Annotated in this window: 9 protein-coding genes and 1 rRNA gene; 3 read left to right on the forward strand and 7 right to left on the reverse strand. The window is 51.8% G+C overall.

Annotated features, from left to right (window positions below; translation table 11 throughout):
* Positions 1 to 20 precede the first annotated feature (20 nt).
* Positions 21 to 638: a hypothetical protein gene (locus EPA93_RS29895; RefSeq protein ID WP_129891035.1), complete on the reverse strand. Its 618-nt coding sequence runs from the start codon at positions 636 to 638 to the stop codon at positions 21 to 23.
* Positions 639 to 1,373: 735 nt separating this feature from the next.
* Here EPA93_RS29895 and glmS point away from each other — a divergent pair.
* The gene (gene glmS / locus EPA93_RS29900; RefSeq protein ID WP_129891036.1) at positions 1,374 to 3,236 is read left to right on the forward strand and encodes a glutamine--fructose-6-phosphate transaminase (isomerizing); all 1,863 of its coding nucleotides are present in this window, start codon (positions 1,374 to 1,376) and stop codon (positions 3,234 to 3,236) included.
* A gap of 115 nt (positions 3,237 to 3,351) precedes the next feature.
* On the opposite strand, the gene EPA93_RS29905 is transcribed toward glmS, so the two are convergent.
* From EPA93_RS29905 to EPA93_RS29925, 5 genes are all read right to left on the reverse strand, one after another.
* Positions 3,352 to 3,786 (reverse strand): hypothetical protein, encoded by a 435-nt coding sequence (locus EPA93_RS29905; protein ID WP_129891037.1) that lies wholly within the window; start codon positions 3,784 to 3,786, stop codon positions 3,352 to 3,354.
* A gap of 405 nt (positions 3,787 to 4,191) precedes the next feature.
* Positions 4,192 to 5,304, reverse strand: coding sequence for a three-Cys-motif partner protein TcmP (locus tag EPA93_RS29910; protein WP_165423485.1), 1,113 nt, complete (start codon positions 5,302 to 5,304; stop codon positions 4,192 to 4,194).
* Positions 5,305 to 5,508: 204 nt separating this feature from the next.
* Complete coding sequence (locus EPA93_RS29915) at positions 5,509 to 6,996, reverse strand: radical SAM family protein (protein ID WP_129891039.1); 1,488 nt, start codon at positions 6,994 to 6,996, stop codon at positions 5,509 to 5,511.
* A gap of 252 nt (positions 6,997 to 7,248) precedes the next feature.
* Entirely contained in the window at positions 7,249 to 9,339 is a 2,091-nt protein-coding gene (locus EPA93_RS29920) for a tetratricopeptide repeat protein (protein ID WP_129891040.1), read from the reverse strand.
* A gap of 27 nt (positions 9,340 to 9,366) precedes the next feature.
* Entirely contained in the window at positions 9,367 to 10,749 is a 1,383-nt protein-coding gene (locus EPA93_RS29925) for a hypothetical protein (RefSeq protein WP_129891041.1), read from the reverse strand.
* A 282-nt stretch (positions 10,750 to 11,031) separates the two neighbouring features.
* On the opposite strand from EPA93_RS29925, the gene EPA93_RS29930 reads away from it, so the two are divergent.
* Positions 11,032 to 12,402, forward strand: coding sequence for a DEAD/DEAH box helicase (locus EPA93_RS29930; protein WP_129891042.1), 1,371 nt, complete (start codon positions 11,032 to 11,034; stop codon positions 12,400 to 12,402).
* Complete coding sequence (locus EPA93_RS29935) at positions 12,396 to 13,625, forward strand: DUF790 family protein (RefSeq protein ID WP_129891043.1); 1,230 nt, start codon at positions 12,396 to 12,398, stop codon at positions 13,623 to 13,625. The genes EPA93_RS29930 and EPA93_RS29935 overlap by 7 nt, the downstream gene beginning before the upstream one ends.
* A gap of 189 nt (positions 13,626 to 13,814) precedes the next feature.
* Here EPA93_RS29935 and EPA93_RS29940 read toward each other — a convergent pair.
* Positions 13,815 to 16,788 (reverse strand): 23S ribosomal RNA (locus tag EPA93_RS29940).
* Positions 16,789 to 16,984: the final 196 nt, after the last annotated feature.

A 16,984-nucleotide genomic window follows, 5' to 3' on the forward strand; every position in this document is an offset into this window, starting at 1 on the left:
CTCCCTCATTCTGCTAAAGACTATCTCAATGGTGCGTCTTCATGCTCTTCATCAGCCTCAGCATACTCTTCTTCCTCCTCTTCCTGGTGATCCGCCCGCTGTAACTGCGGAAAGCGCCTGGCATCATCGCGTGCCTGGATCTCAGCAGCTACCTCATAAGAAGGTGAGAGACGCTTGAAAATCCAGTAACCAAGATAGAAGGCCACAACCCACATGACCACAGTTAGGGGGGCTGCCAGCCAGCTATCCCATACTGTATATGATGTTTTAGCCAGCGCGCCAGATACATCACGCAGTATACAGAAGGCGGGAACGCCGATCAAGAGGAGCAGAGAAAACCAGTGCAGGCGGCTCTTCCAGAAACGCCAGATTAAGAGATACGCGAAGCTACCATAGATCAGGAGATCTGAGATATAAAATGGCAAAGGCACATGCAAGATCAAGCCATTGAGGGTATAATGCCACCAATGGGCATAGTAGGCCGCCATATCGACGAGGATATTGAGCAAGCTCATTACTAACCCACCTAACAAAGAGGGCAGTAAAACCGTTCTCGGCGCCCTTAAAAAGAGGAGGGCCGCCATATAGAATAGAATAATAAAAGGGACAACAAGAACAAAAAAGGCCCGAATCTCCATCAGAGATACTACTCCTTATCCTGAACTAACTCTGCTTGTTTCTGCAACTTACCATAGTGCTTTTCTCCATCTTTAGTCAAGAGCAGAAAGGGCTGATTTATGAACATCACAATCTATCATGTCGCTGCCAAATTTGCTAAAGGCAGCCTGGCAGGAGTTTACCACAATCATTACTTGTCTGACATGGGATCTTTGCAGACAAAGCGTAACTTTTAAGAATTACATTCACATATTCACTCTCCCGCTCGCGCGTGGCAGGATTGGTCACGCTATCACACCGATAAGTGAACATATATATCCCCAGGCCGGCAAATCTTTACTCAATTTCCACGTGCATATCAACAAGATTACATAGGCAGCCATGCTATACTGCGCATAGAGGCTAGCGCATTTCTCTATCTTCTTGCTAAGTAAGAAAAGCGGCAGGATAGAGCGAAAGCCAGCGCATGTGAGATTCTGGCTTGCTGCATTCTCAAGCTAGCCCAAGAAATAGCTTTGTAGGATAATTTGGTATTAGTAGCGCATGGGCCGGGCTCTAAGGAGGAAGCCACGGCTGACGAGGTGGAGGCTGTTCGGATCAGTCAGCGGGGAGCCTCCAGGGTTGGATCACGCCCCTGAGAAGGGAGTACTCAAAACCGTCTGGTAACGGGCGGCACAAAATACTCTCAGTGATGTAGTAGTGCTACGCCCATTTTTTAGCACTACCTCACAGGCGAAGAAAGGATACCCGTCTACATGTGCGGTATCATTGGCTACGTCGGCCCGCAGGGGACCGATGTTACTTCTATATTGCTTGATGGCTTGAGCAAACTTGAGTATCGCGGCTACGATTCGGCAGGGATTGCTGTTCTCACCTCTACCGGAACACTTGAATTACACCGCCGCGCCGGCAAGATCGCTAATCTTGCTGCAACGGTTATAGATGCCTCACCTCCCACCTCCGGCACGCTAGGCATCGGGCATACGCGCTGGGCTACTCATGGTCGCCCCAGCGATGATAATGCGCATCCTCATCCCGATTGCACTGGCCTTATCACTGTAGCCCACAACGGCATCATCGAGAACTATGCTGAGCTGCGCCATGAACTGGAGCAGTCCGGCCACATCTTCCGCTCAGAAACAGATACCGAAGTGCTCTCCCATCTGATCGAGCAAGCTTACACTGCTGAAGCTGAGCATGATCTCTCCACAGCAGTACGTCTAGCCCTGCAACAGGTTGTGGGCTCATATGCCATCGCCGTAGTAAGCAGCGAGCAGCCCGATTTACTGGTGGGTGCACGCTGCAATGGTCCGCTCATTGTAGGTATGGGCGAGCACGAGCAGTTCCTGGCTTCCGATATACCAGCAATTCTTAAACACACGCGACGCGTCATCATTCTTGACGATGGAGAGGTTGTGGCCTTACGCGCCGAGAGTGTGACAATTACCAGGCTCGACGGTACACCTGTGGAGCGCCGCCCGATTACTATTGAGTGGGACAGCGAGGCTGCTGAGAAGGGGGGCTATCCCCATTTTGTGCTCAAAGAGATCTACGAGCAGCCGCAGGCCCTTCGCCGAGCGCTGGCCGGCCGCATCCGCGAGGGCCGGCTCCATTTAAGCGAGCTGGAGAGCATACAGGGGCTGCTGGCCGGTATTCAGCGCATTGTTATCGTGGCATGCGGAACCTCCTATCATGCTGGCTTGCTGGCAAAATACGTCATCGAGCAGTGGGCGCGCATCCCGGTTGAGGCGATTACTGCTGCCGAGTTTCGCTATTGCGATCCTATTGTGGGACCCGAGACCTTATGCATCGCGGTGACCCAATCGGGCGAGACTGCCGATACGCTGGTGGGTATTCGCCAGGCACGCGAGCGCGGCGCCCCGGTAATTGCGATTACCAATGTTGTGGCCAGCGCCATTACGCGCCTCTCTGACGCGGTTCTCTACCTGCAGGCCGGCCCAGAAATCGGGGTGGTAGCAACTAAGACCTTTGTGACCTCGGTAGCCGTTCTGTACTTGCTGGGGCTCTACCTGGGCCAGCAGCAGGGCCGCATCACCAGCGAACAGATGCGCGAGTTCGTGACTGCGCTAGAGCGCCTCCCTGAGCAAATTGAGCATATTCTGACTCAGGCCTCTGGTCCCGAAGATCAGATCGCGCCCCTGGCAAAGCGTATGTCCCAGGTCAGCAGCATGATGTTTATCGGGCGTGGCGTTGGCTTTCCCACGGCCTTAGAGGGTGCCCTCAAGCTCAAAGAAATCTCGTATATTCATGCCGAGGGCTTTCCGGCCGGCGAGCTAAAACATGGCTCAATTGCCCTGCTTGATCCTGATACGCCACTCTTCGGCATCGCCACAGCCTCGCACGTCTATGAGAAAGTTGTAAGCAATATCCAGGAGGTACGAGCCCGCGACGCCCGTGTGATGGTAATCGCGACAGAAGGAGATGAGAAGATACGCCAGCATGCTCACGACGTGCTGTATGTACCCGCCACGCTTGAAGCCTTCAGTCCTTTGCTGGCGATTATCCCGCTCCAATTGTTCGCCTATCACGCAGCGGTAGCGCGCGGCTGTAACGTTGACCAGCCCCGCAACCTTGCCAAATCCGTCACCGTGGAATAAGTTCTACTGTAGAGAAGCCACTTTAAAAAAGCGGCCACACAACGAGGTGATAGGCCATACAGGTAGCTACTGTTCAATTCTCAGTAGCTACCTTCTTCATTAGCCAGCGATAAAATCAGGCCTCATGGCCTTCGAGATCACGCCCAGCGAGCCTTCTGAGCTCCTGCATGGCCCTGAATCTTGCTGCCCCAATTGTGGCAAGTTGCGCACGGGAAAAATTTCTTCCAATCTGCTCCAACTGCCAGCCTTTCGTTACATCCCAATAAAGAAATAGATAAAAGCCGTGCCATCCCGGATAGTGCCCGGCCTTACGCTTGTATGGACGTCGGGCAAAGAAAACTACGAAGATATGAGGAAGCGGCACAATAAGCCTGGTATCCAAACGAGAAAAATCCATCCCTCCCATATCTTCTCGGTCGTCTACGAGCAGGCCTTCCTTCTCAATCCAGGCCTTGAGTAAAATCTGGGCCTCAGGAGGAATATCCTCGCGGATAAGAGGTACTTTTAGCAGTTCGTATTCTTCGTGGGCCAAATTAGATGGCTCTCTCATCTATTTCTCTCCTTCTTTCCACTTGCTTTCAAACAGGCCATAATCTTTCTTCTTTCTCCCCTTAAGCGCCTCTAAGCGCTACTTCCTGCCACCATGAAATCATAAATTGCACTACATGACTATAGCTCACTCTTCTGTAGTGTAGAACAAATATATCATCAAGTACTAGATGAGTCAAGGGAATATCGAGTAATTAGCAATATTCACTCATCTCTTGGCAAGCAAGTAGCAGTCACTTTTATGAGCGCCAGACGAAATTTTCGCCTGGAACTGGTCACTGGCCAGGGCCATAAGAAGGCAGCAAGGTAAGCGAAGGGCAAGCTAGTAAATGGGCCAATGAATCTCCTGGCTCACGTCCCTAGCGCTCCTGGCTGTATTCCTGACCCATAGGGCTATAAGTACAGCCTACAAAAAGGTGATACGCAACTTTGGATCGGCAAAGGTACCACGTTTTCTCTTAGCAGTGGCCGCTACAATAATTTTGGCAGGGGAAGCTAATTCCATGCGCTTGAGCGCCTCCTTATACTTGCAGAATGGCGTATCAGCGATCACAAAATGCTCAATCTCCTGTATGGTTACGCTCCTCCCCTTGAACTGACATGCTAGCAAGCGCTCTAATTCAGCATAGTTGGGAAGAGAGAAGAGATAAGGCTGATTAGGATTAGTGCAGTCCGAGAATTCGTAGGCCCCGGTAGGGTCAACCTTACACATGGCCTCCTTCATTCTTTGCATACCGCGCAAGTGTTTAGTGGCAAAGAAGAGGAAATAATCGGTTGCATTTCTCTTATTGCGCATGCCAAACGAGCGCACATAGTGCGCCTGCGCAAGGTTGAGCAACTGATTGCGGTAGAGATCATGGATTAGCTGCTTACGTTGGGCTGAGCTCATTGTTTCTGTAACAATATCCTTCCAGGCAGAGGTACCGAACAGCTCGGTGTACTGTTGCTCTTTTGTGCTGTAGCCAGCTTTGAGGAAACGGTTGATCTCCTCATACATAAAAGTGATCAAAACTTCGCACTGCGGATAGCTCAACAATTCCTGAATAATGCTGAACGGCGTATATGAGTAGCCGAACGGGTCGATAAAGGCAAAGGTAGGGGCTAGCGTTAAGCGCCTATCCTTCAAACTTGTTAGAATGTCGTTCACGACATCTTTGAAGGTTCCCTGATACACCTGGTAAGCCGCTCGGGGAGGGAATAGTTGCATGCGTTTGCGATCCTCTATCAAGCGATGCAGATGTGCACAGCGCTTAGGGTTTTCCTCAATAAAGAGAAAGAGGACTTCTTTCTGCCGAATCTGGGCATAGGAATGATTGAGAAATGCATCAAGCATAATCAAGGGAGAACCGATCTCACCACCCTCATATTCGCCAGGGCCAGCAAAGCCATCAATAAGGATCACGCGCTCATTGCTCTTTGTCATGATCGGCAACCATGCTTGCAGATAGCGACCCAGAATCTCATGCTTGGCAACTGTGTGGGGATCAAGGGGCCAGGTAACAGACTGAGGTGTAGACACTACACTTCCTCCAGCTTCTTCTCTAGAACCAACTTCAATACAGCTATCTAAGCAGGGGAAAAAACTCTTATTACACTAGTTAGACGATAAGCATGGAGAAAATTACAACAACAATATGCAAGTAGTGAGCATCTACCCGTAATTTTACTTTGTTATTCTCATTAATGCAAGATGTATTTCTACCAGGATAGCAGTATTTACATTTTATTCTTCTCTTACAGGCAAGGGTAATTCTCGTTTGCGCACACGCTCGCGATCACGATAGCTTATGTGGCAGGCACAAGGCATACTCTCAATGTCTCCAGCTTTGAGGAACATAAAGGCTTCTGCGGGATCGGCCTTACAAGGAGTTGTTTTCACCTGCGGCATCCCATACTGTACAAGCAAGGAATTAATCCAACGATATAATTGCTGCTGGCGCTCTGCCGAAGGGCGATACTTATGGGCCTTTACTTCCGCTTCCATTTCTGCCAGCAGAGGTGTAACAATTTCAGGCGGGAAAGAAGCTTTCAGTATCCCCGGCATCTGACGCGAGAAGCGCAAGATATCAATGGTAATTCGCTTTAAACGCTGGCCAAGAATATCTGACATCATCTGGAAGAGCTCATGATAATGCTTTTCATAGCCCTCAATTGGAATGATGGGGCCTAATCGAATCGTGTGATCCATCAAACCATGATCTATCGCCCAGGCTAGCCCTTTAAGCCTGGCTTCGGCGGAGGCGCCACCAGGCTCAAAGACGGCAGAAATAGCAGGAGCATTCAAACTAATGGCAAAGAGTGCAAGTTTTCCCTCAAGTTCAAGATAGGGCTCATAGACTCCCTTAGTGAGAAAATACGCCACAATGCCGCGCTCCGTAGAAAGGTCAAGGATAGTTTGTACAAGAGAGCCATTTCCCTTTCTATCGACAAACCAGGGGTCCTCCTCTACCGGTCCACCCAACTCAGCCCAATTTACTACACTGCCTCGCGGCAATCTTTCCAACTCGGGTACGCAGTCCTCAAGGTTGAGCATCGTAGCTTTTATCCCCATCCCTTGAAGTCCTCTCAAGTAGCAAAAGCTGCACTCAGCCGGACATACTCCCTGGGCATAGTTCCCGCGCAGAAAGCCGCGAATCGGCGTAGCTTCGCGCTCCTCTTCATGGGAGCGGGTGCCGGCAATCCAGACCGTCTTGCCTTTCTGATAAGCGACAACAGGCGTCCAGGCCCCACACGTCGTACCAGCCCCACCGGTAAACGGTGCAATAAACTGAGGCTTTCCGCCTCCTCCTCGCCTGCTTAACAAAAAGATGCGCTCTTTACGCTCTTGCATGGAAACATCAGGCCAGTGTTTTTGATGCAATTGTAGTGCATTGGTGGCCGTCTCATTGCGTCCATTTTCAGGACGAATCTCAATCTCGGCTGCCAGATGCCGCAAACCTGGCAACCCTTGCTCGGCCTGCTGCTTCTCAGCATCCGTATGTACCGTAATAAGTACCAAAGGACGCTTATGCGGAGCAATAAGGAAGCGATTCTCCAAGAATCGTTTGACGCGCTCTCCAGGATGCTCCGCAAGCACAGCCGCGTCTATCGCTATAACATCGATTTCTGCTAACCTCTCCAACATTAGAGGAGGCTGCTTTTTCGACGAGGATACTGGAGATCTCCCTACATCCTGCTCTGTAAACTCATAGCCGCTCTGTATTGTAGACATGCTGCTCCCCCTTTACTAAAAAATCCCAACGCCACAATATCGAACAAATTTTCCATAGTATCAAGTATAATCCATAGCTGAAAAGAAGTCGATATTTCCGCAAGAAAAGTTATTTCATGAGATGAAACGTATAGTCCATAAAATTTGTCTTCCTCTAGCCAGGTCTTCCCGCCGTAATCCTGGCCCATCTCAACTTCTCTTATCAAAAGGCAGATGTAAGCATACATTTACCTCCCTCAACCTGTCTTGCGCTCATTCGTAGCGGAAAGGCTCATTACATAGCCAATCGGTCTTTTCTGCGGGTTCGGCTGCTCTTTGTGGCGCAGCTTTGACGACCTGCAAAGCTTCTTGATAGCAGTTTAGCCGTTCGAGTATCTCGGCCTTTAGCAGAAAGGCCTCGCGATCTGCCGGGTCAAAAAGAATGGCATGTTCACAAACAGTAAGCGCCTCCTCATAGCGTTTGAGCCTGTATAAGCCTTTCATTTTAGTCTGCAGATCCTCTTTCTGTAATGCGTAGAGTGCGCTCAGCTTGTGGTCAAGCTGGATGGCCCGCTCATAGGCCAGGCGAGCTTCAGTATAGCGTTCAAGAGCGAAGAGCATCCTACCTGACTCTATATGCGCCTTGGCGTTTTCAGGCTCGAAGCAGAGCACATCTTTATAGGCTGCCAACGCCTGCTCATACTGTCGCTTACGACCCGGCACTTCTCCTTTATGCAAGAGTTCAGCGACACAATCTTGATAGAACTGGGCATTTGTAGAATCAAGGTAGGTTGCCTGTTTAAGCGCCTTGCTTGCTTCCCGATAGTGTGCAAGCTCATAGAGCGTCTTCCCGTAGCTAGCATACGCTTTGGCGCTGGTAGGGTAGAAGGCTACAGCCTGCTCATAAGCCTGGCAGGCCTCCTCAATACGTCCCAGCTCATAGAGCTTTTTCCCGGCATTCAAGAGTACATCCCTCTGCGCTTCATAGGTCTGTAGCACGCTTGCATCAAGCTCAATACCGCGTTTATACGCCTGATGCGCCTCTTGAAACCGACCCAGCTGGCAAAGGACCTCGCCCCTTCTTACATAGATGTGCGGATCGGCAGGAGCAAAGGCCAGCGCATGCTCAAAGGCTGTAATGGCTTCCTGATAACAGCCCCGTTGGTAGAGCTCCTCACCCTGCCTTAACAGCTCATTCGCCGGATTTAACGTGGCGGCATAATCAGGATCAAAGGCTAGAGCCTGCCCATAGGCAAGGCTACACTCTGCATATTGTCCGGATAGGTAGAGCCTGTGTACTCGTTCGCTTAGCTCTTTTCCGCAATCCTTATACTCCTGAGTATAGGCAGGATCAAGCTGTATGGCTCGCTGAAAGGCCTTTCTGGCCAGTGCATAATGCTGCTCATGAAAGAGGCTTCTGCCCTGATACACATAAACCTGGGCGCATTCAGGGCTAAACTGAGACGCCTGTCTGGCCGCTATCAGCGTCTCCCTATACTTTTGTCGTTCGTAGGAATCCTTAATTCCGGTCAGAAGCTCATCCTGGCGTTGCGCATAAGTATCGCTATACGTTGGGTCTAGCCGTTGCGCACTTCGATAGGCGCTGCCCGCCTGTTCATACTTCCCAGATTGATAACAGACCTCTCCACGATAGGCATAGGCCTGGGCATTGTCAGCATTGAAGAGCAGCACACTATCTAGAGTAGCCAGCGCGCGCTCGTAATATTGGCTCTCAAGATATTTTTTTCCTTTATCGAGAAGAGTTTGCTGAAATTGCAGATACATGGGGGTATGGCTGGCATCAAGCTGGAGAAGTTTCCTCCATCCAAGCCCGGCCTCCGCAAAGCGACCGCATTCATAGAGCAGCGTCGCCCGGCAGATATGAGCCTGAACATTGCTACTATCGAAAAAGAGTGCATTCTCATACATCAAATCTGCTTTTCGATAGTACTTGTGGCTCCATAAAGCCCTGGCTTTATCCAGCAACATCTGTGAGAGCTGCGCATAAGCGTCCAGGCAGGCAGGAGCAAGCTCAATAGCTTTACGGTACGCCTCCCCGGACTCCCTATACTTTCTCAATGTATAAAGCGCATAACCAAGATCGCAATAAATCTTAGCCTTGCCAGGCTTCAGTTCAAGGGCACAGCGAAAGGAATTTACAGCTTCCCAACAGCGCCCCAGGGCTACAAGTGAAAGCCCTTTACCATGATGGGCTCTGGAGAATGTTGCATCCAGCAGAAGAGCTTGCTCACAGGCAAAGAGAGACTGCGTATAAAGCTTTTTCTCAAAGCACGTTATACCTTCTTTGAGCCATTGCTCTTTAGTTTTCTTCAATTTGGAACCATCAACATTGTTGCGCTTCATGGCCACATCATTCCATGTTTCAGAAGTCTATACCTGATCTTGTCGCTCCACGTCACCGACTTCCAGAGAGTTAGTTTCCAGCCTGCCGCGTAGCGTCTCTAGTTTCCAGTAGCGCGTCCCACTAGCTTGCTTATCTGAGTTGGGCAAACGGTAATCAGGCGGAAAATCTAGATAGAATTGATGCTTGCTCGTCACGTTGCCCACGAGCCAGCGCACCTGGCTAACAGTCAGGTCGTGCCAGTAATGCGCTTGCCTCCAATGTTCCAGGCGTGGAAGGCCAGGAGGAGAAACTTTCTGTTTACATAACGGACAACATGTCGTAGGGTGGCCCGGCTCTCTATGTTTGCGTGATTTCTTCTTTTTCTTGCAGCGCCTTACTTTCTGTTCCGGCAGTTCGTCCTCTGACCATAATGCAGCAAGATCTTCATCCTCATCAGCAAAATCTTCGTCTTCTCCCCACATGGTATAGAGCATGGCCTGGGCCATAAAGTGCTCTTGCTTGTCGGTAAGTAATTTTGGGCAAACCGCCGCCACATTGACACCTAACTCCCCAAGAATCGCTTCAACAGGATGTTCCAGGCATTCGGCTTCAGTAATTGAGCGCCCATAATATTCACCTCGTTCACGGCTCGTCGTGGGTATACGCTGCAATTCACAAATTCGCAATTGCGGGAGGAACTCCTCGGCTAAACGAAACGGCAGATGAAATACATAGTGAGCGTTTGAGCTACTATAACGAAAGGCGATAAGGCTCAATCCCTCCGGATCAAGCATTCTACGCTCGCTCGCGTCAAGTTCATCCCAGCTATCCCAGTTACCCAACGTATAAAAGCGGTTGCCATGAATATAAAGCAAATCGCCAGGAGCAATACATAAAGCTGCCAGTTCAGGGCACGGAATAGGGCGGCGCGTCGCTCTGGCTCGTGCTTCTAAATCCCGCAGGCGCGTATAGATAAATTCCCTCATCAACTGCACATCAAGCTCGCATATATCGGCGGCAGAGCTTACCTTTCTGCCGGTGACACGCGTGTAGAGCCCACAGGCCATATGATCATATTCATTAAGGTTAGCAAACATTGAAGCATCGCTTAAATCTTCCAGGCGCTCTATAACCACCTCTGCCGCAATATCTGCCGCCATCTCAAGAGTTATGTCCTTCCCAAAATCAGCAGCACCATCCACATAGGCGCAGGCCTCAATGGCTCCAACTGCATATGCCTGCCGCAATATGGCAGCTTTTACCTGATAAAGGCCCTGGCGATCAGCAAAAAACAGGCGTTCGCGCGCCTTGGCCCAGTGGTTCATATGGAACAGGAGATGCAAGGTATGCTCAATTCGACTTGCCTGGCACAGTTGGGCCAGCTGAAGTGAAGTAAGACCTGCCGTTTCCGATATCAATGATTCCTGCATATGCTTTTCCTCTCTTCCTCGTACTACTTCTTAATTCATTACTTGAACGTTAACAGATCATTAGGTTTAGCAGTAGAGGGCTCTATGGCTCTCTATCTATTGATATACAGAGCATTGTTGGAAAAGCGGAAATTTTTCCGGGCCATAGAAATTTATTCCCCAGAACAGTACCATGGTAAAACCAGGGGCAGGGTGAGGCAGCATAGCCCAAACGTGCTGAGAAGAGCTTTTATGGCAGAACGCTCCATAGCCACTGGAACAAAAGTCTGATATTATATAGGCATGGCTAAGTCGGTCTATTTTCAAGGTGGTACACTCGTCCTGCGCGATGTCGGTGAAACCGAGCACCCACCGGCTCCATTCAGGTTTATCAAGGAAAGATGGCGTTGTGAAGGATATCACTACGGACCAGTTTTACCCTTTTTACATGAACAGGCTATTCGCGATACTGTGCCACGCTGGCAAACGCTTAATCTCCAGCTACAGGAGACACGTGAGCCTCATGACTATCAGGTAGAGGCCTTGGCAGCCTGGGAGCAAGCAGATCATCGCGGCAGCATTATCTTACCGACAGGGGCAGGCAAAACATTTATCGCCATTCAGGCTATCCATCACGTCAAGCGCTCTACCGTTGTTATCGCGCCAACAATTGATCTCCTTCACCAATGGTATGCGCGCCTGGTCAATGCCTTTGCCACCGAAGTAGGCGTGTATTATGGGGCTGAGAAGAAGGTATTGCCACTTACTGTAACTACCTACCATTCGGCCGGCGATCTCATGTCAGAATATGGCAATACTTTTAAATTAATCATTTTTGACGAGGTTCATCATTTACCGGCGCCAAGCTGGGGCGAGGCCGCGCTGATGGCCCCGGCGCCAATGCGCTTAGGCCTGACAGCTACCTATCCCGACGAGCGTGAGCAATCGAATGGCCGCTGGAGCCTTGATGAGCTTATCGGGCCTATAGTTTATACCAAAAGAATAGAGGATCTCATCGGGCAGCAGCTCGCCCAGTACCGCACGCAGCGCGTACGGGTCGATCTCACCTCCGAAGAGCGCACCAGCTATGATGCAGACCACGCCATTTATATAGACTTTGTACGTGCACAGCGCTTGCCACAGCGCTACGGCCCTTCCTGGCTCATTGAGCTTATGCGCCTCTCTACGCTCAATCCACAGGCGCGCCGGGCTTTTCTAGCTCGTCAACGCATTTTGCGCCTTCTGGGAAGCTGCACAGGCAAATTCACAGTCCTCGAAGGTCTGCTGCGCGAATATGAAAGCGAACAAATTCTTGTCTTTACTGAGCATAACGCGACGGTTTATGAGATAGCGCGCCGCTACCTCGTTCCGGCAATCACCCACGAGACCAACGCGGCCGAACGCAAGCATATTCTTGATGGTTTTAAGGCTGGCCATTATCGCGTCATTGCAACTTCAAGGGTACTAAATGAAGGGGTTGATGTGCCGGAGGCGAAAATTGCTATCGTGCTGGGCGGCACTTCAGGAGCTCGTGAATACATTCAGCGCCTTGGGCGCGTGCTACGCAAGGTTGAGAATCGGCAGGCAGTTCTTTTTGAGATTATTGCGCGTAAGACTATTGAGGAAGGCAAGGCACAGCGCCGGCGCCCACAACGAGAGATAGATAAATGTTAACAGCAGACCTGGTACGGCCACGATTGCATTTACGTGGCAACGAGATCTCAATCAATATGCTTGATACACACAGTTCCCACTGGTTACAAACGGCTGAAGATCTGCTCGCTTTACTACAAAAGCATGTTGGGCAGCCGCAAGCGGCCTGGAGCAATGCGCTGGAGAATTACGAAGGTGATCGCACTGATTATCTCGTTGTACGCGGTCTGGCTAAAGTGCTCAGCGATGCCGCTACCTTTACGCCTCTAATAAGCCCGTTGACGCCGGCACAACTGCGGGAAAAGCTATTTGCGCATGGTCCCGTCTTTTCAACACCTCAACTCTTCCACATTCAGGCCCGCGACGAGGTTGTGCAGGGTGTAGCCCAGGAACTAAATATGAAACCTGAAGATCTGGAAAGTGCGCTCTTTGCCGACAGGCCGGCGAGTTACCTCCTCAGCGATATCGGGCCAGAGTGGACAGCCGAAGGTTTGTTAACACGCTACAACCTGGAGCTGGCGCGCGGCGTCCTCTACTGGGCCAGCCATGTTCAGATCGAGGTGCATAACAATTACAAGGATCTGTGGAAATATCTTAAATTATTTAAATTAATGTTCTGGATACAATCGCAGCGTAACGGCTACGTTATCGACCTTGATGGTCCAATCTCGCCATTTGTCTCAGCTACAACACGTTATGGGCGGCAGTTTGCGGCCTTCCTGCCGGCTTTGCTCCTCTGTGACGAGTGGCGTATGCGGGCCACGGTTCGCCCTCCTCAGCTCTCACCTGGCGTTTACCGTCTTGATCATACATTTCCGCTCGAAACTCACTTTAAGCGGAGCGGCCTGTTTGATAGCCGCCTGGAGGCCAACTTTGCTCAGGAGTTTGAGGAGAAGTTCGGCGGGAAGCGCGGGCAATGGTTGCTGACACGTGAAGATGAAGTACTTGCGCTGGGCGAAACTGTGATGATTCCCGACTTTGCATTGACGCATAAGCGTGGTGGGCAGCGCATCTTGATTGAGATTGTCGGCTTCTGGCATCCCGATTATTTACGTCGCAAAGTAGAAAAGGTACGAGCAGCGCAATGCGAGCACTTATTGCTCCTGGTTTATGAGGGAGTGAATCTTAGTGCCGAGGCTCTGCGGGATGTCCCAGGTGAGGTACTCTATTTCAAGCAAAAGCCTGTCCTGAAGGATGTTATGGCAGCGGTAGAGTCAATCGCTGAACGCGTCTATGGTCTCTGAGGCACCACGACAGAACACCGCGCCATTCATCAGGCGACAAGAGGCAACAAAAAAGGCTCGCTTCTTGCAGCGAACCTTCGCGGTGAGCCTGAGCTCACCCTCTCGAACTACCAACGATGTATTCCTCAATTTTGCCGAGCGCCTCCTCAGCCTCAAAGAGCCCTGATCGAGCCCCTCCACAAGGGAGACTACACAAGCCGTACGATCATTAGGGCTGTTCAGCTGCGCCTGTTACCAGGCGTGCACCCACAGTCTATCTACCAGGTCGTCTTCCTGGGATCTTAACTCTCTCGAAAGAGAGTGGGAGAACTTGTCTTGCGGTCGGCTTCGCGCTTAGATGCTTTCAGCGCTTATCCCTTCTTGACGTAGCTACCCAGCTCTGGCCCGGGCAGGCCAACTGGCGCACCAGCGGTCAAGCCATCTCGGTCCTCTCGTACTGAAGATGACTCCCCTCAATTCTCCTACGCCCACGACGGATAGAGACCGAACTGTCTCGCGACGTTCTGAACCCAGCTCGCGTGCCGCTTTCATGGGCGAACAGCCCAACCCTTGGGACCTACTCCAGCCCCAGGATGCGACGAGCCGACATCGAGGTGCCAAACCTTGCCGTCGATGTGAACTCTTGGGCAAGATAAGCCTGTTATCCCCGGGGTAGCTTTTATCCGTTGAGCCACATTCCTTCCACTCGGGAATGTGGGATCACTAAGCCCGACTTTCGTCCCTGCTCGGCGCGTCTGCCTCGCAGTCAAGCTCCCTTCTGCCTTTACACTCTTACGGGTGATGTCCATCCACCCTGAGGGAACCTTTGGGCGCCTCCGTTACTCTTTGGGAGGCGACCGCCCCAGTCAAACTACCCATCTGGCCCTGTCTGCCTGCCAGCTCATGGCCAGGCATGAGATACAACACACCAGGAGAGTGGTATTTCACTTGTGCCTCCCTCACCCCCACAAGGATGAGTTCTCCGGCTCCCACCTATCCTACGCACCTACCGCACCGTATCCAGGCCAAACTGTAGTAAAGCTCCACGGGGTCTTTTTGTCCTGTCGTGGGTAACCCGTATCTTCACGGGTACTTCAATTTCGCCGAGTCCTCTGTTGAGACAGTGCCCAACTCGTTACTCCTTTCGTGCGGGTCGGAACTTACCCGACAAGGAATTTCGCTACCTTAGGACCGTTATAGTTACGGCCGCCGTTCACCGGGGCTTAGATTCGCGGCTACGCTCACCGCTCCTCGTAACCTTCCGGCACTGGGCAGGAGTCAGCCCCTATACTTCCGCTTTCGCGTTCGCAGAGACCTGTGTTTTTGGTAAACAGTCGGTTGGGCCAATTTCTTGCAACCTCTTCACCCCCCGAAGGGAAGTTACCAAGGCACCCCTTCTTCCAAAGGTACGGGGTCAATTTGCCGAGTTCCTTAACAGAGGGTCGCTCGTTCACCTTGGGGGATTTCCCCCTGCCTACCTGTGTCGGTTTGCGGTACGGGCGGAGTTGGCTCTGGCGAGAGGCTTTTCTTGGCAGCCTGGGGGCCGATGACTTCCGCGCTCTTGCGAGCGCTCGGTCCAGTCGTCATGCTGGTGAAGCTGGGATTTGCCTCAGCTTCGCACTTCGTGCTGGACGCCTCTCCTGTCCATTCGAGAGGTTCACCTTCCCTACTGCGTCCCCCCATTGCTCGTAGCGAGCAACTCCGGTGCAGGAATCTCCACCTGCTTTCCATCGCCTACGACGTGATGTCCTCGGCTTAGGGCCCGACTCACCCTGGGACGATTGACGGTGCCCAGGAACCCTCAGGCGTTCGGTGTCGCTGGTTGTCACAGCGATTGCGCTACTCATTCCGGCATTCTCACTTGTGTGTCCTCCACCAGTCCTTACGATCTGGCTTCTCTGGGCCACACAACGCTCCCCTACCATACCCATTTGCATAGGTATTCACAGCTTCGGTCTACTGCTTGAGCCTCGATACGTTGTCGGTGCCACTCCACTCGACCAGTGAGCTATTACGCACTCTTTCAATGATGGCTGCTTCTAAGCCAACATCCTGGCTGTTTGGGCGGGATGACCCCCTTTAACACTGAGCAGTAAGTTTGAGACCTTAGCTGGTGATCTGGGCTGTTTCCCTTTTGACGACGAAGCTTAGCCCCGCCGTCTCACTCACGTGGCTTCCTGTCCTGGCATTCGCAGTTTGAGTGGGGTTGGTAACCAGCACTTGGCCCCTAGCCCATCCAGTGCTCTACCTCCAGGATAGTTATGGTCCCTTGCGGGACTCCCACGTGGCTGTACCTCAATACATTTCGGGGAGAACCAGCTATCTCCGTGTTCGTTTGGCATTTCACCCCTACCCACAAGTCATCCCCCAGTTTTGCAACACTGGTGGGTGCGAGCCTCGACGAAGTTTCACCTTCGCTTCACTCTGCTCATGGGTAGCTCACACGGTTTCGGGTCGCATCGCCGCCACACCTACGCCTGCTTCAGACTCGGTTGCCCTCTGGCTCCCCTCCTTTAGCGGAGGTTAACCTGCGACGACGATGCACTCGCCGGATCATTCTACAAAAGGCACGCCATCAGCCCTTGGTTCCCCACGGGAACAGTGGCCTCTGGCTGCTGGTGAGTACGTGGTTTCAGGGTCTCTTTCATCCCCCTCTCGGGGTGCTTTTCACCTTTCCCTCACGGTACTTGTTCGCTATCGGTTGCTAAAGGTATTGAGCCTTGGAGGGTGGTCCCCCCAGCTTCCCACAAGATTGCACGTGTCTCGTGGTACTCAGGATCCCAGCCAGTGTTCCTCCCCTGCCTCTACGGGACTCTCACCCGCTCTGGTGGAACGTTCCAGTTCCTTCGAGTCAGCTTGGTTCACCTTGCGCCGGTCCTACAACCCCGGTGGCACCGAAGTGTCACTGGTTTGGGCTCCTCCCGGTTCGCTCGCCACTACTACGGGAATCTCGGTTGATTTCTTTTCGTCAAGCTACTGAGATGTTTCAGTTCGCCTGCTGCCCTCCGCCCTGCCTATGTGTTCAGCAGGGGGTATCCAGACATCACTCTGGATGGGTTGCCCCATTCGGATACTCAGGGCTCTTCGCTTGTGTGCAGCTCCCCCTGAACGTTTCGCCGGTCTCCGCGTCCTTCATCGGCCTTTAGCACCAAGGCATCCACCTCGTACTCTGTCGAGCTTGTTGTTGCCTCGTTGTTTTGGTTCTCGATCAATTGTGCTCTTCGTGGCTGAGTTTGGTCACTCAGCAAAATTGAAGAATACATCTTTGGTTGTTCAAGTGCATGGATCGGGTTGCCCCAACCCCTGGAGAGTGGAAACCAGCCAGCCTGTGCATGATACCTCGGCACGCTGCGCTGCCGTTCCTGTACCGACCTGGAAGT

This window comes from Ktedonosporobacter rubrisoli (assembly GCF_004208415.1).
Classification (GTDB): Bacteria; Chloroflexota; Ktedonobacteria; order Ktedonobacterales; family Ktedonobacteraceae; genus Ktedonosporobacter; species Ktedonosporobacter rubrisoli.